The following is a 22,294-nucleotide window of genomic DNA, read 5'->3' on the forward strand; positions in this document are numbered from 1 at the left end:
ATATAGGTAAATAAAGCATAATAAAAGCACCTCTATTTTAAATAGAAGTGCTAGTCTTTGAACTAATTTAACTTACGAGTTTTCTTTGTTACTGTATATAAAACTGATGCTCCGGCTAATCCTAATAAAGCCCAAGCCAAATTAGTTTCATCACCTGTTTTTACAGATGAACTTTTTTTATTTTGAGGAGTATTGGCGTTTACATTAGAATTGTCTTGATCATCTGTATTTCCTGGATTTTTATTGTCATCATCTGGAGTTTGACCAGGATTTTCTTCAGGTTCAGTTGGTAAATTATTTCTAAAGTTTGCTGAAGCAATAAATAATTCTTCACGATCTGTTAGACCATTTGCAAAAATTTCATCTAAACGTTCACCTGTAACAATTTGTCCATTTTCAACAATTACTAAACCACCTTGCCAAGCAGAATCTGCAGTGATTTGTTCTTTAGCATATTGCATAGCTGTAGCAACCCAGCTTGCATATTCTGGTGTATTTAAATATGGTGTATGTCCACCAATGATATATTCAATTCCATTGTCTTTAATATATTGTTCTGTTTTTAAAGCTCCATTTAGCCAACCATCTATTGTTGATAAAGTCACTGTTGAACCACCTAAATGTACTTGCGCTCCTAGAGTGTCACCACTATATAAAACATTATTAGTTAAATCTGCTAATTGTCCTCCAGCAGGTGTATGTTCATTAGGAATTTCTATAAATTGGAATTCATGATTAGCAGCTGTGAATTTTTCACCATCAGCAACTGTTGTAACTTTGTCTTCACCAAATAAAGTAACTAGATCTTTACCATCTTTAGTAGGATGTGGTTCATTTTCTGGCCAAATAATTGAAGTAATTTCACTTAATCTTTCATCTTGAGCAATTACAGATAAATTGTTGCAATGGTCGCTATGATTGTGAGTTAAGAAAATCTTCAATGATTCACATTCAGGTCCAATAACATCTTTGATTACTTTATTAATAACATTTTCACCATAAAAATCAACATCAATCATAAATGCTTCTTTACCATCTTCACTTACATAAATGATTGGATTTTCTAGGTCGGTATTTCTTAACATATACCATTTACCATTACCTTTAGTTTGCATATCAATTACAAAGAAATTAGCATAAGCTCTAGTAAGTGGCCCCTCATGCTCTTTATGATCAGCATCAATTGCATCTTGGTCAAATCCCATTACTAATCCTGTAATTGAATCATCAGCACCTAAATCATATCCCCACCAGCCATGAGAATCGATATGGAATTTTAATGTTACGTTTCCTTCATTGCTTGTTGCAATAACATCAGTGCCACCTAACTTAGAATTTTGTGCAAATTCAGCAGAATCATAAGTTGAATTTTTATCATATTTTAAGTTTGTTCCAGTATCAAAATTTATAATTTGATTAATTAGTCCTAATAATTCATCGATATAAGCACCATCAACTTTATTACCAGCACTATCGATTACTGTATATCCAGGATTAGCATCCAATATTTGTTTTATTTGTTTTACATCTGTAAAGTAATTAACCATATTGTAGAAACTAATTCCTGCTTCAGATTTACCATTTAAATAATCTGAATTTAAGTAAACATCTTTTAATAAAACATCTTTGAATGTTAATGTTTTAGCTTCATTATCTTTTTCACCACTTAAATCAGTAGTGTCTAAATGTTCTTTTAATAAATCAGAAACATGAACATCAGTTTTTGTTCCATCACTTTCATATTTTGGAAAAGTAACTTCACTAATTGCTTGTTGACAATTTCCTGTTACATTTTCAATTGTTTTTTGTTCGACATTATTATTTTGATTTTCCTCATTAACATAGTTTATTGGTTGGTTACTTTGTTCATTTTCACCATTTTGATTATTTTCATCATTTACTGGTACGGTTTCTTCAATAATAACCTCATTTGATGGATTATCAGTTTCATTTGCCATCAATGTCGTAATTGATGAACCTAACATCATTGATGTTGTTAAAAATGCACTTAAAAATAAATTTTTCTTATTCATAATATCCCTCCTGCATTTATCTTAACACCGATGTATGCGTTTACATATTTTTTAAAATCAATTTTAATTCTTTTGATGACACATAGTTTTTTATTTAAAATTAGTCTCATATTTTGAGACAAAAAAAACTAAACCAATTACTTAGTTTAGCTTATTTTTATAGATTTACTGATAAAACATCTGATAATACTGATGTTTTATCATATCTAAAAGCAGCAATAAAATTATATCATCATACTCACTGCTATCTGTTTTAGGTAAATTAAAATATATTTTGATATTTTTTACATGTTGACTATCTTGTGACAATAAAATAGTATCTGGATTTAATAAACACATTTTTTGATATTCCGATTGATGCGTTTCTTGAAACCGTCCCGAAATAGTAATAATCATAACCGCACCATCTTTTTTATCAATATTTAACGGTGCATAAGAAATATGTTCCATATGAACAGAAACACCCATTATCGCCATATCTTCACATAAAGATTGAGTTAGCATAACTGGAAAAGCAGCTCCGTAAACATATAACTTTTTTGTTTTATTAATTGTTATCGCAGTATTTTTTACTTTTTCAAATAATTCATCTTTATTTATTGTATCCAAAGTGTAACTTTGCATCTTTTCTAATAACTTATCTAAAGTTATATTTTCTTCTTTTTCATCTAACTGTAACTTTCGATTTAAAATCGTAGATTGTAATTGCCATTTAAAATCACTATAACTATTAAACCCCAATAAACGACAGTATTTAATAATTGAAGAAGTTGAAATATATGCATCTTTAGATAATTCCTGCATGCTCATATTATTAATTTCAAAAAGATGATCGATAATATAATTTGAAAGATTATATGTAATCCCTTTTTCCAGATTATTTTGAGCCAATAAAATAATCAGCGCTAAAACAGTATTCATTAATATCCCTTCTTCTTTATCCTTTTAATTATTTCAAAAACCAACAAATTGATTAACAACGGATTTTCTTCTTTTAACTTTATATTTTTAAAGCCAAAATACTCATCACAATTACTATTTCCTAAATAAAAACATTTAAATTTAGCATTTTTTAATCTTTCAAAATTCAATAAATAACTTCGATTCATTGACATTTCAAACATATTTTGCACTTTCATGGAAGAATCAATAACAATTAAAACATCATTTTCATTTAAACGATCGATTCGATTATAAATCATTTCCATATTCCACAAATTTAAAGATGAAACTTTAATCCCTAATTTAATCAAAACATATTTCAAACAATCAAAACAATTAACTTCTTCTTGTTTACCATAAAACATTACCTGACTAGCATTCATCAAACTATTACATAAATAATTTAATTGACCATTATCAACATCTAATTTAATGTCATCATTATTCAACTCGACAACATTATCGATAGCCAATTCACGGGTCAAAACATCTGTCAATGCTTTAAAATTATTAAAACCGCCCCGACTATAAAAACGATGAATTGAGGCTTTAGAGACGCCTGTATCCTGAATACACTTTTTTAATGTTAAATGTGACATTTTTTTTAAATTAGATAAAAAGTATTCAGCTAATATCCGATCAACGCTATCGACATCTAAATACTCCGCTAAATTCTGTAATCTTTCTATTGTATACATATGTTTCTCCTAAAAATTTAATAACGTATCCTAAACTATTTTTATTATAGCAAATAATTAATCTATTTTTCTTAAATTTTACAAAATATCCATTTTTAGTCTAATGATTTTAAATAAAAAAAGCTGTGCCAACATTGACACAGCTAAGTTATAGTTTAAGAATTTTTTTAGGATTACTTTCAAGTAATAATTCGGCCATTTTACTACCATATTTTAAATCTAAATAAAACTGAATCTCACTCATATCCGGAGTTCTAACATCAATGCCATGACTGTCCGAAGCAACTACGGTTACCAGCTTTTCTTTTAATAAATAATCAACACATGTTTTAATATTTAATCCAAAATGTCCTAAGATACTCGATTTATTGCATTGAATCAAGGCTCCCATTTTTAATAATGTTCGCACTCTATCCGGATCTTTTATTATACAAAAATAACGTTCTGGATGTGCTATTAGTGGGCGATATCCATTTTTTAATAATTGTTCTACGAGATAATGAATATAATCAAAATGAACAAAAAAATCAAACTCAACTAATGGAACATCTGTATGATTCAAAGTAATTAACTGATGGCTATTTAATTTTTGAATAATATCATCAGAAGCCATTATCTCCATTCCTTCAATTAACGTCAAAGATAAATTATTATCCTTTAAAGCTTGTTTTAAATGAGCAAAACGTTGTTTAAAGTGGTGATCATAATAATTTTCATAAACCCCTTTAAAATTACTATGCGGTGTAGCAACTATCACCTCTACTCCTGAATCTTCAGCAATTTCAGCCATTTCAATCGAATCATAGATATCCTGACTGCCATCATCTATTCCTGGCATTATATGACTATGTAAATCAATCATCTTATCTTTACCTCTAAATTTTTAGTTACTATAACACTATTATCACTTGATGTTAGCTGATATGAAACATTATACACACCTGGTTGCATTGTATTTAATGATGATGAAATCTTAACTTGATCTTTTACACTATTTCCATTTTCATCATTGGCTACTTCAATATAGTCTTCAGGATAAAAACTACTACCAACATCTATTTCTATTGATGAACGATATAATTCGAGTACTGGATCAGATATTGTACCACTGATATTAGCTTTAACTATTAATGAGGTACTATCTAGATAAATATTATTTAAAGTAAAAGTTAACTGATAAATACCATCACTTACTTTTTCACGCTGATAAGTAATTTGGTCTGTAATATCTTTACCAAAACCATCTAATCCTTTTAACTCGCCCCGTTTGTTTAAAACAGTAACTAAATTACTTAAATCTTTAGCATCAAAACTTAAATGATCATTAGCTATAATTGCTGGGCCTTGATAATTCTTTAAAACTAAGTCACGTTCTTTATAAACAATTTGACCATTACCACCAGAAACACTATAACGAATCTCTTGATCATTACCATCTAAAACAATTTTCGCATTAATATTACTGGTCAAATCAGTTCCATCTTCATCGATAGCATTAACCCCATCTAGTAAATCAAGTTCTCCAGTACCATCATAAACTAAATCACCTTCAAATATAATCTTGGCATTTTCACTTGAGTTTTGACCATCATCATCATTATTTTCTGTTGTCATTTTAAATGACAGTATCAAAATAATTACTAAAGCTAATAATGAAACAATTCCTATTAGATAAGTAATCTTCTTCATAACTATTTAACAGCGTTTTTTTCATTATTATAATAACTGTAATGTCTATAACCATATTTATTATAATAACGATATCCATAACGACCATAATCATTAAAAGTAAAACTATCGCCGTTAAAAACATAGCCTAGTAAAGGAAGTTCACTATCAGCTAAAGTTGCAATACAATCAACAATTCGATGTCTTTGAACAAAATCTTGTTTAATTACATAAACAAATGCATCACCATATTTTTCTAATAAAAATACATCTTCAAAAGCCTCACATGGTGGTGCATCAAAGATAATATAATCCATTTTTTGTTTCATATCCTTCATAAATTGTTCCATATTTGGATTTGTTAGTACTGCAGTTAAATCATCTATAGTGCTATTGCCACCTAAAAAATATAAATTTTGTTTTTCTAAATACACTATTGCATCTTCAACAACATCACTACCATATTTAATACTACTTAATCCAACACCATTAGTAGTTAAATTCATTTGTTTACTTAAATCCTGTTTTCTCAAATCAGCATCTATTAATAATACTTTTTTATTATTTTTAGCTAAAGCATAAGCAACATTAGTAGCAATGGTTGATTTTCCTTCTTTAGCTACTGTACTTGTAAAAATTAGTGTTTTACCATTAATATCAGCCAGTTCTTTAGCTAAACGAATGTGCAAGCTTTCAATATTTTCTAAAAATAATGGATTGGTTTGTAAATTTAATATTGAAGGCATGATAGTTTTACCTCGACTTCGCTTTTTTTGTTTTAAATAAGGAACTGTCGCTAAACATTTTATATTAGTTACTTCTTCTAATTCTTGAGTTTTATGTACTGTTTTTCTAAAAAACGCATAAATCGCTACAATCACTAAACCGACCGCTAATCCTATTAAAGCTCCTTTAGCCACAGTATTAAAATAATTAGGCTGATTATAAGGAACATTAGATACTGATGGATTTTCAATCATATTAAATTTAGTCATTCCAATTACAAATCTAGCTACTGATGGATAGACACGAATTGTCGATTCTAATATTTCTTTAGCATCATCTGGATCAGAACTGATAACCGTCATTGTAATCATATTAGAATTAGGAATAATTGAAGCAGAAATTGATCCATTGATAGCCTCTACTCCTAAATCGGCTTCAATAGCATCATTTAAAATCTGACTGCTTAAAATATAAGGAAAAGTTAATGATAACTGCTCAGCAGTAGAGCTATCATAGTAATAATTATAATCACTTTGATTATTTTGATCTGTTGTAGTATTGGTTGTAACTGTAAAAGTAGCGCTAGCTTGATACATTGGTGTATATGTTTGAATATTAGTTACAAACATAATCGCACCACCAGCAACCATCAAGGCTAATATTAGCCACCAGAATTTAATACAACCACGAATAAAATCACGAAGCAAAATCCATAAATCAATAGTGATTTCATCTTGTTCAATATTTTTTTCTTCCATTATCCTGCCTCCCTACTTATGCAAATTACTAGTTGTCCGTCTTTGATAATCGCCATAATGACTATAACTATCATTACTAAAAATACTGCGGTGAAATGCATTTAAAATAAAACCGATAAAATCTTGATCATTTTGTTTTAAAACATCACAAAGATCATTAATAGCTCCTATTTCACTCCAATCTTCACGAACAACCATTACTGAAGAATCACTATGATTAATAATTGCTTCAACATCCACACATGCTCCCATTGGTGGTGTATCAATGATTATATAATCAAAATTTGAACGACATTTTTTAATAAACTGAGTAAATTGGGCTGTTAAAAAGTAATTACTAGAATTTTTTTTAGAATCTTTTTGGCTAATAATAGCTAGATTATTTTGATATGTAATAATATCTTCATATTTACAATTACCGTCAAGATAATCAGATAAGCCGTTTTTAAGTTCTTTTAATTCAAAAACTTTATATAATGCTGGTTTTCTAAAATCACAATCGATAATTACTACTTTTTTACCTCGATCAACCATTGATAAAGCAATATTACCAGCAATCGAAGACTTTCCTTCATTTTCAGCAACACTAGTAACTAATAATACTTGCTGGTTTCTTCGACGCATATGTCTTTCAATCAATGCTCCTAATTTTCGATTAGCTTCACTATAAGGCATGCTTAATAAAGGTGAGTTAATCAAAACGGATTTTTTTGGTTTTTTCTTTAATTCTTGTAATGAATGATACTTGCGTTCATATGGAATAGTAGTTATTATCCGACCATCTAATTGATACTTAGCCTGTTTACTTCTTTTAACTGTTTGTCTAAATATCGATAATAACGCAATTATTCCAATCATTACTACTCCAGAAGCTAGAGTACCTAATTTTTGAATCCGTGAATAATTAAGGGGATTAGAAGCACTCATAGGTACAGAAGCATCTTGAACCATTTGTAATGAGGCATTAGAAAATAAGTAATCAGATACACTTGTATAATTATCTAATGCTGATTGCATAATTTGATAGGTCATTTTTGGAGTATTTGATGTTACCGTTAAAGTCATCAAGTTAGTTTCAGAAATAACTGAAGCACTAATTTGATAATCAAGATTATCTGCCTCTAAATCAGCTTTTATTTTTTCTTTTAAAGTATCACTTTGAAAAACCTCACTAAAAACCTCAGCCATATTCATTGCTGTCGTTAATGAGCTATAAGTACCACTTTGACTGCCACGAGCCGTTACAGCCATTGTTGCTGTTGTTGTATATTGAGGACTATAAGTCAATCGATAAACACCAGCTATTGCAAAATATGTGGCCAACATCACTAATATTATCATCCAGCAATTTCTTATCACATCGACGATAATACTTCTTAAATCAATATCATTTATTCGAAATTCCATCATTACCACCTCTACTCATTAACTATTACCGTCAAATATGTTGTCCCTTGACCAGCATTAGAAGAAATGTTGTATTCTACTTCATAAACTCCCGGAACACTAGTATTGACATTTGATCGATATTGAACATTTCGTTTTGCTAGTTCATTACCATTACTATCTTGAACTTGATAAATATAACTTGCTGGATCAAAACTAGCTCCTTGATTTAAATAAACAATATTTTCACTAAGTTCAATATCAATTGACTGATTATTTTCTTCAATGACATGAACCGGTAATGTTACATCGACATAATCACCAAAACTATTAGTAATAGAAACACTAATACTATAATCACCAACTAACTGATAGTTAATATTACTTTCTTGTAAAGTAACTAAATTTGATACATCTCCATCTAATAAATCGTTAGCACCAATATATGATAAAGCATCGCCGCCATTACCAGCTGTAAATACTAAAGGCTGTGATAATGATATTTGGGGTGAACGATAATCACTAAAAACAACTTTACGATTAAAGGTTGTTGAATTATGATTAGAATCAAAGACCACATATGTAACTTCACTAGTCCCGGCAGTTACAAATCTTGAGATTCCCCCAACTAAAATATCATCACTAATATCACCATCTTTTTGATCATAAGCTTTTAATCCAGTTAACAAATCTTCATCATTATAATTACAAGTTATTTCTAAAACTTCACGATCGCTTGTTATTTGTGGATAAGTAGAATCGCTTGATGTTTTTTCGACAATTGAGGAATAGCCATAAATCCCTATTCCCATAATAAAAAAGATAATTACTATGATTCGTATAAATTTCATCATATCCTCCATTTATGACTTAATTTTTGAAAATAAAAAATAGTCGCTATCTTCAATATCTTTTATTAACTTTAATATTTTGATATAATTAAAGCTAACAAAGAAATAGAAAGAAGGTATGGTCGACTATGAAAAACACTAATCAGGTTTTTCTTAACTTATTGTGCGCCTATTTTCAAAATCAAACTGTTGTAGATATTCCTACTGATTTAGGTGCACTCTATGATTTAGCTTTTAAGCATAATTTAGTACCAATTATTTATGAGGTACTAAGAAAAAACGATGATTTCAATCCATCATCAAATAAATTCATGGAAACTGCAATTAATCAAATTGTCATGCAACAGCAAAGAACAGAGCAGTTTTTAAATATTTATCAAAAACTATTAGCTGCCAATTTAAAACCTTTAGTTATTAAAGGCTTAGTCTGTCGGCAGTTATATCCTCAAAGTGATTATCGCTGTTCTTCTGATGAAGATATTTGGATTAAACCTGAAGATTTTAATAACTGTTTTCAGGTATTAACAAATAATAACTTCCGTTGTACAAACAAGCAGCTAATAACTGATGATTTTTTAAATACTGTTCAAACAATTAATTTTACTAATAACATTTTAACAATTGAAGTTCATATAAATCCTTTTGGAACTTTAGATGCGTTACATAAACAAATGAATAGTTATTCTAAAGATGCTTTTGATACTTCAATATCAATAAAAGTTGAAAACCAGCTAATCTATACTTTAAAGCCAACTAAACACTATTTATTTTTAATTATTCATTTATATAAACATTTTATTAGTGCTGGAGTTGGAATTAGACAAGTATTAGATATTTTAATTTTCTACCAGCATTATCAAAAGGATATTGATAATAACCAAATCAAAACAATCTTAAAATCACTACATATTAATAATTTATATGATGCCATTATGCAAATTGGTAAAAAATATTTAGGTTTTAATCTAATACCTAATGATCAAGTCATCAATAATATCGATGAACTAACTGATAATTTAATTGAAAACGGCTGTTTTGGAACTAATGATGTAAACCAAGTATATAGTTCTCTTTATACTACAGTATCATCAAGAAATCAGGATACATCATTAATTAAAAATATTTTTATAATGTTATTTCCACCAGCTAAACAATTATCAATTCGTTATCCTAAACTAAAAGAAAAACCATTTTTATATCCTTGGTTTGCACTAAAACGAATTTGTAATTTTTCTAAAAAAATTATTACTGGTAAATTAAACCCGTTTAAAGCTTTTTCGTTAGGTAAAAAACGAACTAAAATTTTAAAAGATATGGATGTATTTAAATAAAAATATGCTGTTAGTTACAGCATATTTTTATTCATCACCCTCTAAAAACTTTTGTACTTCATCATGATTAGCTTCTTTGATTTTTCCATCCTGGACTTTATAAACCCGGTGACACATTGAAAAGACACTAGGTCGATGAGCTGCTACAATTAAAGTTCTAAGTGGATCTCTTTTTAAAATGTTTTTTAATACTTTCTTTTCTGTAGCCATATCTAAAGCACTTGTTGCCTCATCTAATAATAAAACTGGAGCATCAGCTAACAATGCTCTTGCAATCGAAAGTCTTTGTTTTTGCCCTTCAGAAAATCTCCGTCCCAATTCTCTTACTGAAGTATGAATTCCTTCTTCTAATTGTTCCACAAATTCCCAAGCACAGGCTGTTTTTAAAACTTCAATAATTTCTTCTTCAGTTGCATCAGGTTTTACCATTGCAATATTTTGAGCAATCGTACCACTAAATAAAGTATTTCCTTGAGGAATATAACCAAATAAACAACGTGTCGCAGATGAAATATCAATCATTTCATGACCAGGATTACCGATTTTAAGTTTACCTTTACGGATATGAAATAAACCTAATAATAAATTTAAAGTTGTAGTTTTCCCTTGTCCCGAAGGACCAAGCAAACCAATAATTTCGCCAGGTTTAGCATAAAAACAAGCATTTTCATAAACAGGCTGGCCTTCTTGATACCAAAAACTGACATTATCCATTAATATTTCAACACCACTTCTACCAGCAACACTTAAAATATCTTTAGCTTTTTTATCATCCTGAATTCTTTCACGAGGTAAAGTTATAATTTCAATAATTCGTTGAGCATTAATACAGGCTCTAATCAGTGTTGGTGCCAAATTAACGATTGAACTAAATGATCCTCGAAGCGAACCAGCCATCCCAACAAACATTGTCATTGTTCCATAACTGATTTCTCCTTGCCATAAACGAAATAAGGCATAACCATAGCAAGCATATCCGATAACCTGGCCAACTAATGAAGTAATAATAGTTGTTAAAGATTGAAACTTATTTTGATCTAACGATATTTTCATTGATTCTTGAGTTACTTCATGAAAATTATCAATGAATCTAGGCACTAATCCAAATGCTTTTATCATTTGAAGATTTTGAAAAGTTTCCTGATCAAAAGCCATCTTATTACTTGAAAAATCTTGATTTCTTTTTGTATACTCACGCATTTTAGCCATTGTATATCTAGAAGTAATCAAAGAAATCGGTGCTCCCATTAAAGCAATGACTGCCATCATATAGTCATTTTGAATCATAATCCAAAAAGCACTAAAAAAGCTAATAAAAACGGAGATAACCGTTGGGATAAACGTTAAGATACTGTTTGCCACCATCCCGGCATCTCCGTTAATACGATACAATAAATCACCAGTTCGATATTCTGATAATGCTTCCCAATCTGTTTGCATTATCTGTTTAAAAATATCTTCTCTGATTTCATTTTGAATCTTTAATTGAATTTTCAAAGAAATTCGAGTTCTAATTACATTGATAAAAATTTGTCCAACGCCAACTCCTACATAAGTAAAAACAACTGAAAAAATAATTTGAGTGTTACCCGCAGTTACTGCATCGACCAAATCTCGAGAAACAACTGTCGAACCTAAACTAAGCAAAGAACCAGAAGTCATTAAAAAAGTATATATTGCAATTAGCCACCAATATCTCTTTACATAAATTGCCATCCAAGCTAACTGCTCAAATAACTCTTTTAAACGTCCTTCTTTAATTCTTTTAATAATATGCTTAATTTTTTTCATCAAACACCACCTGTTTAACCATTAATACTGAATCTTCATCGGCTTTATTAACTAATTCATAAACAGGGACATGCGTTAATAAATGATCCAAGGTTTCTAAGCATAAATCCATTCCATCTTCAATCCACATTGGATAAATGATGTTATTACTTACCTCACTTACTTTTTCAAAACCTTCCAGTTTTCTTATCCTATTTTCCTGTCCCTGTTTCAATACAACCAATGCCTTAACCGGTACACTAGTATTTTCACAATAAGGCGATGAACCATGCCAAGGAGTTCCCCAGCCAATAAATTCATCACCCTTATCTTCCATAAACACCATATCACCGTTAATAATTAAAGCATCTAAATATTGATGCCATAACTCTGCCTGAGTCGTTTTACCAATACCTGATGGCCCTAAAAACATAATGCCGCTATTTTTATATTCGATCAATGAACTATGAACTTGTATCATATGATTTCTTACTGCATGTGTATGAAATATTTGGATTAAAAATGTATCAATATCACTTACCCTGACTGGCGCCATTATCCACACATTACTCCAATCATTGTTTACAAGCATCACTTCCGAATGATAACGAAATAATCTTACTTCATCACCATTAAGCGACAAACTTTCTAAATTGTATTTTTCAAAAGTTTGCGGTAATATCTTAATTAGAACATTATTATTTTTATTATTAGATAGAAATTTATTCCAATGAGAATATCTAATTTTTTTATCTATTCTATAATAAATATTGCTTATTTTATAACTATCCATTAGTTATCCTTTATAATTAAAGTTCCAATAGACATCCTGCTTTTAAAAATTCATTGTAATGCTTACCAACAAATTGCATTTTTTCTCCTGTAGGCCAAGGCCCCAATATTTCATTTAAATTATCGGCATGTCCTCCTAAAATATGCTCTATTAATCCGCTTTCATTAGTTGAATGCGATCCCCCACATGTAAGCTTACCCTCTTGTACATAATTTTCCCATCCAGTTCTAACATAGTTATTAGACTCGTTCCAATACCAACCTTGTCCAGTATATCCATTTTCATTCCAATATAACCAATATCCACTTTCTTGACTACCACTTGAAGTATCCATAGTCATAATTCCATTTGCAGTGTTTGCATCTACTGGTACATAAATCATTCCATTTGCCATATCTATTTCTCCTCTTTCACTCTTTTATAATAATCTTTTATTTTTTCGCAATATTCTTTATTTATCTTGTGAACACTTCCTGAGTTTGTTGCAAGTGTTGCTGCACATTTAAAACAAACTTTAGAAAAATCACATTCTTTACATTCTTGTGGCCAATCTAGTTGATCTTCAAATTCTACTAGTCGTTGCCACGCTTCTTTAAAACTTAATTCTTTAATTGAAATATCTGGTTCATTCAAAAAACTACAAAATCTAATTTTACCATCCCAAGTAATCCAATATCCTAATCGATAATCTTTACAATAAGTACATGGTTTTCGTTCAATATTAATAGGGTTATTAATGAAATGTTTTATTTCTTCAATTTTACTTTTTTCAATATTTTCTTTTACTCTAATTTCATCTAATTCTACGTTTTCTTTTCTAACAGAATTACGAATACCTCCAGTAGAAGCGTATGGTATTTGATTGATAAATGCATAAAAAGCCATCTTTTTATGTTCTTCAATATTTTGTTTAGTGATAGTACTGACCAATTGAACTGGTATTTTCATTTGTCTTAATAATTGTATACCTTGATGAACTTTAGTAAAACCGTCTTTAATACCACATACCTTTTTATATGTTTCATCACTTACACCATATAAAGTAATCTTTATTCCTCGTGGTGGATAATCTTCAAATATTTTGATATATTTGTCCTTTATTAAATACCCATTTGTTTGTAAAGTAATAAAGAAACCCATTTTAGCTAATGTAGTATAAATTTCTTCAAAATCAGGATGCAACAATGGTTCACCGCCGGTAATACATAACCATGTTGTCCCTTCATCTTTTGCTTGTTTTGCAATTTCAATCCATTGTTTGCCGTTTAATTCTTGGCCATATTTTGAAATATCCTTTTCTTTTAAATGAACATAACAAAAAGAACAATTGAAATTACATCGCGGTGTTAATTCAAATGTTCCTGATATTGGTATTGCATCAGTATATGCTTTTTCCCATATTTGTTTATAGAAAGGATCAAGCCACTCCATTCTTCGACATGCTGGTTCAAACTCATATGCCATTATTTAGGTAACTTCCCTTCAGGAATCTCAACATAAATCTTACCTCTAGCTTTTCCATCATCTAAAATGTAGTTATCTGCAAGTAATTTAATGTAGGATTCAACATCTTTTCTAGCCACTTCTTCACTTACTCCATCATAATATTCCATAATCATTTTTACTAAATCATCAACTTCAAATTCATTATCTTTCATGAAATCCCAAAGATAAGCTGCTGAAGATGAAATATAAACTATCGAAGTTACCTCTTGAACTCTTTTACCTACTGGTACAATAACATATTGATCTGCAACTTTTCGTAAGACTAAATCATCTTTTAATTTCATTACGATCACCCCTTTATAATGTTATTTATCAATGTATTTAAATAATTGTTTCTTGCATCCCCTCCCCCAAAATAAAAAAAGAACTACTAGGTAGCTCTTGTAATAAACTTACAAAAACTGTTAAAAGACAAAATAAAAACAGGGTATTTTCATACCATGTCCAATTTTGAGTATAGCGTACCAGTTCGTATAATATACGAACTGGTACTATGATAACAGAAATTTAAAATCAACGTGACGTAGCAACGATTAATTTTAAAAGTCATTTGTAAGCTTAGTTTTATTTTAAAGTAATCAATTTACTTTGTCAAATTCAATAAATTTTAATAATATTACAAAAACATACTGAGTATTTCTAAAATTGCTGTAGTAGACAAATTACTTAAAACATTGATTCCATAATTAGTAATATGTTCTTTAATCTTTTCTTTAAAAGATAAAACTGATTGTTGTTTTATTGCTTCAACTAATTCAGGTGCTTTTTCTATTTCTTTTATTTTTAAATAATCATGTTTTATGTTTTTCCAATTTATTTTATTTGAATTGTTTGAATTAATAAAGGTATTGTTATTGCCATGTTGAAAATTACTATTATTCATATTAAAATTAAATGTCATGCTAACTACTCCTTAGACAATTTATTACTTAGACTGAAATACGTTTCCGTCTCCATATTGAATATTACTGTTTTTCATATCAATAGTTATATGTGGATTAGTACTATTAAAACAATTTTCCATAACATTTACGATATCACTTAAAAAACTTCTTTCAGAAGCATTAAAATAATAATTTTCTCCAGAATTTACACTTATTTTTAAATAATAACCTAATGCGTTATTATCAGAAATAATTTTTAATATAACAAAAATAGCAATACCAGCTACTATTATTCCTAAAACAGGAATATAAATTAGCAAAATTAATCCTGCTATTGCTCCAATATATAATTCACTTGGAATTTTTCTTTTTCCATCGGTGAAATAGAAACACTTGATACATTTGATAATTGAATTACATGATTACTAAACTTTAAAATATTCTCTTTAATTTCTATATTACTATCTTTATAAACATTATTTTCTTTATCCATTTTATTTTCCCTTCCCACTTACTTTTCTATAATAAAAATGAGCTTTTATACTCATTTTTATCAATTATTAATTTTTATTCTAGAAACAAAACTATATTCATTACCTACTATTGTAACATCTAATTGTTGTACACATAAACCAAGCCATGAATAATATTCAGCCATACCAATTATAATATTTCCTCCATCTGACATTGACATATACCCTTTGGAAACATATCCTGAATATTGCCGATGTCTAAAATCATTAGATTCTAGGTATATTTTAATATCTCTCCATGCATTCCTATAATGAATTGAAGGATAATATTTTTTTAGAAGATTTTCACTTAAATCAAAATTAATAGCTTTTCTTGTTTTTAAAAAACTTTTCATTTCTAACTTTAATCTTATAATATGATTCTAAAGCATCTTCTCGATATTCGATTGTATCTCCTTCATAGCGACAATACCACTGATCGATTATTTTTAAAAACCAGCTTGTCTTAGGCAAATTCCATTGAGCACCCATAATAGTGTCAAAATCTTTATCATTTCCTTTATAAATACCAGTAGATATTTTTTTGACACCATTTTCAATAAAATATTTATCAATTTTATCATAGCATTTATCGATATCAATATTGTAATGTTTAGCTTTTTCTATACTTAAATAAATTTCCATCATCATAAATTAATCACACCCTTCGAATATATAATACTAGAATTAATTACATGATACAATCTAAATTATCCTTCTATATTATATACATTTAAAAATGTGAATTTTCTTTTTAAAAATTGTTTTTTTACTTTCTCCAAACCATTTTATTGACTACTCCAGTATATGATTGAATTAGTTTCACTACTTTTGTACTTACATTTTCTTCTACATAATCTGGTACCGGTATTCCTAAATCATTGTCCTTATTCATTTCTACTGCTGTTTCTACTGCTTGTAATAATGATTTTTCATCTATTCCTGCTAAAATAAAACATCCTTTATCCAATGCTTCCGGTCTTTCTGTACTTGTTCTTATACATACTGCTGGAAATGATCTATTGATACTTGTAAAATACGAACTCTCTTCTGGTAATGTTCCACTATCACTTACTACTGCAAATGCATTCATCTGTAAATTATTATAGTCATGAAATCCTAGTGGTTCATGCTGTATTACTCTAGAATCTAGTTTAAACCCTGATTCTTCAAGCCTTTTCTTGCTTCTTGGATGACATGAATATAATATTGGCATATCATATTTCTCTGCCAGTTTATTTATCGCATTAAATAGTGATAAAAAGTTCTTCTCCGTATCAATATTTTCTTCTCGATGAGCACTTAATAAAATATATCCTTTTTCTTTTAGATTTAGTTTTTCTAATATATCTGATTCTTTAATTTGTTCTAAATTATTATGTAATACTTCTGCCATTGGTGAACCAGTTACATATACTCTTTCTTTAGGCAGACCACATTCATGAAGATATTTTCTGGCATGTTCACTATATGCCAGATTGACATCGCTAATAATATCAACAATTCTTCGATTTGTTTCTTCAGGTAGGCATTCATCTTTACATCTGTTACCTGCTTCCATATGGAAGATAGGAACATGTAATCTTTTAGCACTAATTGCACTTAAACAACTATTAGTATCACCTAAAATCAATAAAGCGTCCGGTTTGATTTGATTCATCAGTTTATAAGAACAGTTAATAATATTACCTACTGTTTCGCCCAAATCATCACCAACTGCATTCATATAGACATCAGGATCTTTTAATTTTAAATCATGAAAAAAAATACCATTTAAATTATAGTCATAATTTTGACCGGTATGCGCTAATATACAGTCAAAATACTTTCTACATTTACTAATTACAGCAGCTAATCTAATAATTTCTGGTCTAGTACCAACAATAATTAATAGTTTTAACTTTCCATTTTCTTGCCATTTAATATTTGAATAATCTGTATTTATATCCATTTTCATTTCTCCATTTTACCAAAATAAAAAATGAGCTAACTGTAACCCATTTTATTAATTATTTTATCTATTTCAAAAATTCATCAAGCTTTCTTACCATACAAAATCAGCATATCTAGCTTCTACTTCGTAATACGATTTTAATGCATCTTCACGATATTCGATTGTATCACCTTCATACCGAAAATACCAGTTATCTACTATCTTTAAAAACCATGCTGTCGTTGGTAAATCCCACTGTGCTTTCATGAATGTATCAAAATCTTTTTTATTCCCTTTATATATTCCTTTTCCTATCTTCTTTACACCATGCTTTTTAAAAAAATCATCTACTTTTTTATAACATTCTTCAATATCAATATTATTTTCCTTTGCTTTTTGTACACTCAATTCCATTTCCATCATCATAGTTTGATTACACCTTTCAAAATATATATCATTAAAATTAATTAATAATACAATCTAAATTATTCATCTATTATTAGATATATTCTTATATAATTTGTTCTAAATTATTGGTTTCACCAATATTAAAATCTATCGGCTCACATTTGTTTAAATATCAAAATTTGCATTGTATATATGTGAAATTAAACTATAATTATTTCCGACTATCGTTACATCAAATTCAATTACACACAATTTCAACCATTTTAATTTAATAGCCATTTCTGTAATTATATTCAATACATCTGCCATTGGTATGCATTTTCTAGATACATATCCAGAATACTGACGATGAATAAAATCACTTTTTTCTAAAAATTTTTTTATTTCTCTCCAACTATTTCGATAATTTTTTGAAGGATAATATTTTTTTAGAAGATTTTCACTTAAATCAAAATTAATAGCCTTTCTACTAATTGAAGTCTGCATATCTTGCCTTAATCCGATAATATGATTCTAATGCATCTTCTCTAAATTCAATTGTATCACCTTCGTAACGACAGTACCATTGATCAACTATTTTTAAAAACCAGTCTATCCTAGGAAGTGCTGATTGTGCACAAGCAAAAACAGAAAAATCTTTATTATTCCCTTGATAGACTCCTTTAGAAATCTTTTTAACACCATGGCTTAAAAAATACTTATCAATTTTACTATAACATTCATCAATATTATAATTATTCATTGTTGCTTTATCTTTACTTAAATAAATTTCCATCATCATAATTTAATCACACCTTCCAAAATATATCTTACTAGAATTAATTACATGATACAATCTAAATTATCCTTCTATTACTATATACATTTTAAAAGAATGAAATTACTTTAAATTATTCATTATTTAAGTAAATATAATTTTCAAACAGCTATTACTTATAGCAAAATTAAGAGCTTTTCTGGTTCCTAATATAACTGTTATGTTGTTTTTTAATACGATAATATGATTCCAATGCATCTTGACGGTATTCTGGACTATCTGGTTCATCACCAAAATAACTAATATACCATTCATCTATAATTTTTAAAAACCAGTTAGTATTAGGCAATTGTCCTTGAGCTATTGCAAATGATGTAAAATCTTTTTTTACACCTTTATAGATACCTTTAGCAACCTTGATAACTCCTCTAGATAAAAAATAATTATCAATTTTTTCATAACATGAATTTATATCAATGTTATTATCTTTTGCTTTACTTTCATTTAAATATATTTCCATAATCATTTTATCACGCTCCTATAATAGTAAGTATTTTATCAGCTATCATATTATCAATAGTATAATACCCCTCACTATTATATACGAGATAAAATCATAAATTTCTTTAAAAAATTAAACTTTTTCATAATAAGTATCAGGATGAGTAGGATCAAACTGTTCATTTGCCCACATTATTGTTACCATATCCGTTTTACCAATATTGATAATATTGTGAGTATACCCTGTAGGAATATCAACTACTTCTAATTTATCACCACTTACATGATATTCTATAATTTCATCACTATATATATTTCTAAATTGTATTAATCCTTCACCACTTACAACCAAAAATTTTTCATTTTTACTATGGTGCCAGTGCTGTCCTTTAATTATTCCTGGTTTAGAAATATTAACACTTACTTGTCCATATTCTAATGTCTTTATAAACTCTGTAAATGAGCCTCTTTCATCTATATTCATTTTCAAAGGATATGAAAATTGTTTTTTTGGTAAATAACTTAAATATGTACTATATAGTTTTTTTTCTAAACTATCTTCTTTTAAATTTGGAACAATCAAATTTCCTCTTGATTTTTTAAATGAATAAATCATTTTTGATAGCTCTTCCAAAGTAATTTCATGAGTAGGATGAACTTCATTATATTCTCCAATACTAATAGTTGGATGACCTTCCAACGCATTTAAAAACTCATCTATTACATCATCAATATAGCATAATTCTATTTTTGCATTAGGATTATTAATTTGAATATCTTTATCATGTGCAATATTGTAACACCATGTTGCAACTACACTATTATAATTAGGCTTGCACCATTTTCCAAACAGATTTGCTAGTCTATAGATATAGATCTTTGAATCATTATTCATTGCATGTTTGATTAAAATCTGTTCCCCTTCTTTTTTACTTTTTCCATAATCATTGCTTTTCTTTGCCTGAATAGATGAACTGATTAAAATTGGACACTTATTATTATAAGCTTCTAATGAAGCACATAATAATTCTGTAAAATTAGTATTTCCTTCATAAAATTCTTCAATATTTTTAGGACGATTGACACCTGCAAGATGAAAAACAAAATCACAATCTTTTGCATATTCTTTCAAATCATCAATTGTATTTTCAATATCATAAGTATATATATCCTGAATATTAATATTTCTAGTCTGGTCTTTACCATCTTTGATATTTTTTAATGTACTAACAAGATTTTTACCTACAAATCCATTAGCACCAGTTACTAATATTTTCATTTACACACTCCTTTATATAAATTAACGAACCTTATAGCTTTTTTTAATATTTTTTCTTTAAATAAATTTTTTGAATATTTATATTCTTCTGTTCTAACAAAAAACAATATAATTAGGACAAAACTCAAAATACAGCAAATACCTTTTAAAAATATATTTAATAATGCATTAAAGCTTATAATATTATTAAAAATAATTAATATCAGAAAATAAATAAAATATACCACATAATATTTAAATATATCAAAAAAGTATTTTTTTATATCTTTTTTAAATAAATATTTATATAAAACATATCCTTCTATAATAGAAGCAATAAATATATTCGTAATTATCGTGCCTATAAATGTACCACTAATTCCCAAGTATATTGTAAGGGGGATTGACAATACTATATTACCAATACCTTCTGCAATAGGCTTATATCTATCATTCCAGAATAAACCCGACGCATCTTTAAAAGTTAAAATAGTTTTTCTCATTCCAGCTGAAAAAAAATTTAAACAAATAAAAAATACTATGTATAAAGAAAACGTATACTGTTCTCCTAACCATATAGTAATAAAATCATTGAAAATAATAAACATTCCACCAGATGTAATTAAGTACAATAAAAAATTTAAAAATAATATATTTTTAAAAACACTATAAATTTTATTTTCATCTTTTTCAGAAATCAAGTTACCTACACTAGCTGTAATCGAAGAAAATATCTGTGTTAAAAATGAATTTATAGATGAAATGATAATTAAATAATTTGAATATATACCAGTAGCACTCAATGAAACAAATTTTGTAATTATTAGATTATCTGTGCCAGTAACAATAACAGATCCTATTTTATGAAAAGACATTGCTAACACATTTTTTTTAATGTTATTAATAATACTTTTAGGAGGAAAAGTTGTTTTCTCCTCTAAAAATGGATACATTTTATCTGCAATTCTAGAAATAAAAATATTTTCTAAAAAAGTGAAAATGATTTGGACTATCAAATATACTACATAACTTCTTGTTAAATAAAGTGTTATTATTTGAAAAATACATATAAATAAATTTTTTAAAAATGTTGTTATACTGCTTATATATTGCTTTTGATAACAAATAATCAGGCTTCTTTTATATGTATAAAAATATGAAATACTAATATTTATAACATATAATACATAGTACAGATGATAATTACCGATATTCTGAGGCGGAGTCTCAATAAAAAAATCTAAAAAAGGAGTGATTATTATACCAACAATTAAAATAATAATCCCCAATACAATGTATACTTTTTTATATAAGTACATAATTTGCTTTATAAGTTTTTGATTTTCACATGAACAAGGTTCATATAGAGCAAAGGCCATCGCTGAACCTATTCCCAATTCCGTTAAATTAAGCAATGACAAGACGTTTGAAAAAAGCCCATTTATTCCCAAATAATTAATACTTAGAAATTTAAGAAAGAATGTTCTATTGATAAATTGTAATAAAATTGAAAAAATATATATAACTGTTGATATTTTCACATTTTTTATGCTATTTTCCGTTCTACTTTCTTTCAAAA

The 22,294-nt window shown here is 28.0% G+C and carries 26 protein-coding genes; 1 reads left to right on the top strand and 25 read right to left on the bottom strand.

The window, feature by feature from the left end:
• Positions 1 to 62: 62 nt before the first annotated feature.
• The 8 genes from ABGT36_RS11030 to ABGT36_RS11065 form a co-directional block, all read right to left on the bottom strand.
• Positions 63 to 2,033 (bottom strand): MBL fold metallo-hydrolase, encoded by a 1,971-nt coding sequence (locus ABGT36_RS11030; RefSeq protein ID WP_346677963.1) that lies wholly within the window; start codon positions 2,031 to 2,033, stop codon positions 63 to 65.
• A 165-nt stretch (positions 2,034 to 2,198) separates the two neighbouring features.
• The gene (locus tag ABGT36_RS11035) at positions 2,199 to 2,954 is read right to left on the bottom strand and encodes a hypothetical protein (RefSeq protein WP_346677965.1); all 756 of its coding nucleotides are present in this window, start codon (positions 2,952 to 2,954) and stop codon (positions 2,199 to 2,201) included.
• Positions 2,954 to 3,673: a hypothetical protein gene (locus ABGT36_RS11040; protein ID WP_346677967.1), complete on the bottom strand. Its 720-nt coding sequence runs from the start codon at positions 3,671 to 3,673 to the stop codon at positions 2,954 to 2,956. The genes ABGT36_RS11035 and ABGT36_RS11040 overlap by 1 nt, the downstream gene beginning before the upstream one ends.
• Before the next feature lie 148 nt (positions 3,674 to 3,821).
• The gene (locus ABGT36_RS11045) at positions 3,822 to 4,535 is read right to left on the bottom strand and encodes a CpsB/CapC family capsule biosynthesis tyrosine phosphatase (RefSeq protein ID WP_346677969.1); all 714 of its coding nucleotides are present in this window, start codon (positions 4,533 to 4,535) and stop codon (positions 3,822 to 3,824) included.
• Positions 4,532 to 5,362, bottom strand: a complete 831-nt coding sequence (locus tag ABGT36_RS11050; protein WP_346677971.1) for an immunoglobulin-like domain-containing protein — start codon at positions 5,360 to 5,362, stop codon at positions 4,532 to 4,534. Before ABGT36_RS11050 ends, ABGT36_RS11045 begins: the two co-directional genes overlap by 4 nt.
• Before the next feature lie 2 nt (positions 5,363 to 5,364).
• The gene (locus tag ABGT36_RS11055) at positions 5,365 to 6,825 is read right to left on the bottom strand and encodes an AAA family ATPase (RefSeq protein ID WP_346677973.1); all 1,461 of its coding nucleotides are present in this window, start codon (positions 6,823 to 6,825) and stop codon (positions 5,365 to 5,367) included.
• A 12-nt stretch (positions 6,826 to 6,837) separates the two neighbouring features.
• A complete protein-coding gene (locus tag ABGT36_RS11060) occupies positions 6,838 to 8,232 on the bottom strand; it encodes a polysaccharide biosynthesis tyrosine autokinase (protein ID WP_346677975.1) in 1,395 nt (464 codons plus the stop codon).
• Between the two features lie 11 nt (positions 8,233 to 8,243).
• Positions 8,244 to 9,062 carry an immunoglobulin-like domain-containing protein gene (locus ABGT36_RS11065; protein ID WP_346677977.1) on the bottom strand — a complete coding sequence of 273 codons (819 nt, stop codon included), beginning with the start codon at positions 9,060 to 9,062 and terminating at the stop codon, positions 8,244 to 8,246.
• A 128-nt stretch (positions 9,063 to 9,190) separates the two neighbouring features.
• Here ABGT36_RS11065 and ABGT36_RS11070 point away from each other — a divergent pair, with 128 nt between their 5' ends.
• Complete coding sequence (locus tag ABGT36_RS11070; protein WP_346677979.1) at positions 9,191 to 10,393, top strand: nucleotidyltransferase family protein; 1,203 nt, start codon at positions 9,191 to 9,193, stop codon at positions 10,391 to 10,393.
• 27 nt (positions 10,394 to 10,420) lie between these two features.
• Here the strand turns inward: ABGT36_RS11070 and ABGT36_RS11075 are convergent, their stop codons facing one another.
• The 17 genes from ABGT36_RS11075 to ABGT36_RS11155 all read right to left on the bottom strand — a co-directional run bounded on the left by ABGT36_RS11075 (position 10,421) and on the right by ABGT36_RS11155 (position 22,292).
• Positions 10,421 to 12,184, bottom strand: a complete 1,764-nt coding sequence (locus ABGT36_RS11075; RefSeq protein WP_346677981.1) for an ABC transporter ATP-binding protein — start codon at positions 12,182 to 12,184, stop codon at positions 10,421 to 10,423.
• Entirely contained in the window at positions 12,171 to 12,956 is a 786-nt protein-coding gene (locus ABGT36_RS11080) for a hypothetical protein (protein WP_346677983.1), read from the bottom strand. The genes ABGT36_RS11075 and ABGT36_RS11080 overlap by 14 nt, the downstream gene beginning before the upstream one ends.
• A gap of 16 nt (positions 12,957 to 12,972) precedes the next feature.
• The gene (locus tag ABGT36_RS11085) at positions 12,973 to 13,350 is read right to left on the bottom strand and encodes a hypothetical protein (protein WP_346677985.1); all 378 of its coding nucleotides are present in this window, start codon (positions 13,348 to 13,350) and stop codon (positions 12,973 to 12,975) included.
• A gap of 2 nt (positions 13,351 to 13,352) precedes the next feature.
• Positions 13,353 to 14,420, bottom strand: coding sequence for a radical SAM protein (locus ABGT36_RS11090; RefSeq protein WP_346677987.1), 1,068 nt, complete (start codon positions 14,418 to 14,420; stop codon positions 13,353 to 13,355).
• Positions 14,420 to 14,746, bottom strand: a complete 327-nt coding sequence (locus ABGT36_RS11095) for a PqqD family protein (RefSeq protein WP_346677988.1) — start codon at positions 14,744 to 14,746, stop codon at positions 14,420 to 14,422. Before ABGT36_RS11095 ends, ABGT36_RS11090 begins: the two co-directional genes overlap by 1 nt.
• A 332-nt stretch (positions 14,747 to 15,078) precedes the next feature.
• Positions 15,079 to 15,363: a hypothetical protein gene (locus ABGT36_RS11100; RefSeq protein ID WP_346677990.1), complete on the bottom strand. Its 285-nt coding sequence runs from the start codon at positions 15,361 to 15,363 to the stop codon at positions 15,079 to 15,081.
• A 24-nt stretch (positions 15,364 to 15,387) separates the two neighbouring features.
• Positions 15,388 to 15,666: a hypothetical protein gene (locus tag ABGT36_RS11105; RefSeq protein WP_346677992.1), complete on the bottom strand. Its 279-nt coding sequence runs from the start codon at positions 15,664 to 15,666 to the stop codon at positions 15,388 to 15,390.
• 11 nt (positions 15,667 to 15,677) lie between these two features.
• Positions 15,678 to 15,839, bottom strand: a complete 162-nt coding sequence (locus ABGT36_RS11110) for a hypothetical protein (RefSeq protein WP_346677994.1) — start codon at positions 15,837 to 15,839, stop codon at positions 15,678 to 15,680.
• Positions 15,840 to 15,899: 60 nt separating this feature from the next.
• Positions 15,900 to 16,214, bottom strand: coding sequence for a hypothetical protein (locus ABGT36_RS11115; protein WP_346677996.1), 315 nt, complete (start codon positions 16,212 to 16,214; stop codon positions 15,900 to 15,902).
• Positions 16,180 to 16,509 (bottom strand): hypothetical protein, encoded by a 330-nt coding sequence (locus ABGT36_RS11120; protein ID WP_087302197.1) that lies wholly within the window; start codon positions 16,507 to 16,509, stop codon positions 16,180 to 16,182. Before ABGT36_RS11120 ends, ABGT36_RS11115 begins: the two co-directional genes overlap by 35 nt.
• A 118-nt stretch (positions 16,510 to 16,627) precedes the next feature.
• Positions 16,628 to 17,809: a non-hydrolyzing UDP-N-acetylglucosamine 2-epimerase gene (wecB, locus tag ABGT36_RS11125; protein ID WP_346677998.1), complete on the bottom strand. Its 1,182-nt coding sequence runs from the start codon at positions 17,807 to 17,809 to the stop codon at positions 16,628 to 16,630.
• A gap of 93 nt (positions 17,810 to 17,902) precedes the next feature.
• Positions 17,903 to 18,217: a hypothetical protein gene (locus ABGT36_RS11130; protein WP_308698711.1), complete on the bottom strand. Its 315-nt coding sequence runs from the start codon at positions 18,215 to 18,217 to the stop codon at positions 17,903 to 17,905.
• A 147-nt stretch (positions 18,218 to 18,364) separates the two neighbouring features.
• Positions 18,365 to 18,685 carry a VapD family protein gene (vapD, locus tag ABGT36_RS11135; protein WP_087302202.1) on the bottom strand — a complete coding sequence of 107 codons (321 nt, stop codon included), beginning with the start codon at positions 18,683 to 18,685 and terminating at the stop codon, positions 18,365 to 18,367.
• Positions 18,669 to 18,980, bottom strand: a complete 312-nt coding sequence (locus ABGT36_RS11140; RefSeq protein WP_087302204.1) for a hypothetical protein — start codon at positions 18,978 to 18,980, stop codon at positions 18,669 to 18,671. The genes vapD and ABGT36_RS11140 overlap by 17 nt, the downstream gene beginning before the upstream one ends.
• A 163-nt stretch (positions 18,981 to 19,143) precedes the next feature.
• The gene (locus ABGT36_RS11145) at positions 19,144 to 19,482 is read right to left on the bottom strand and encodes a hypothetical protein (RefSeq protein ID WP_346678001.1); all 339 of its coding nucleotides are present in this window, start codon (positions 19,480 to 19,482) and stop codon (positions 19,144 to 19,146) included.
• Between the two features lie 108 nt (positions 19,483 to 19,590).
• The gene (locus ABGT36_RS11150; protein WP_308698709.1) at positions 19,591 to 20,736 is read right to left on the bottom strand and encodes an NAD-dependent epimerase/dehydratase family protein; all 1,146 of its coding nucleotides are present in this window, start codon (positions 20,734 to 20,736) and stop codon (positions 19,591 to 19,593) included.
• Positions 20,733 to 22,292, bottom strand: a complete 1,560-nt coding sequence (locus ABGT36_RS11155) for a hypothetical protein (RefSeq protein WP_346678003.1) — start codon at positions 22,290 to 22,292, stop codon at positions 20,733 to 20,735. The genes ABGT36_RS11150 and ABGT36_RS11155 overlap by 4 nt, the downstream gene beginning before the upstream one ends.
• Positions 22,293 to 22,294: the final 2 nt, after the last annotated feature.

Source organism: Erysipelatoclostridium sp. An173, assembly GCF_963931465.1.
Lineage (GTDB): Bacteria > Bacillota_I > Bacilli_A > Erysipelotrichales > Coprobacillaceae > Thomasclavelia > Thomasclavelia merdavium.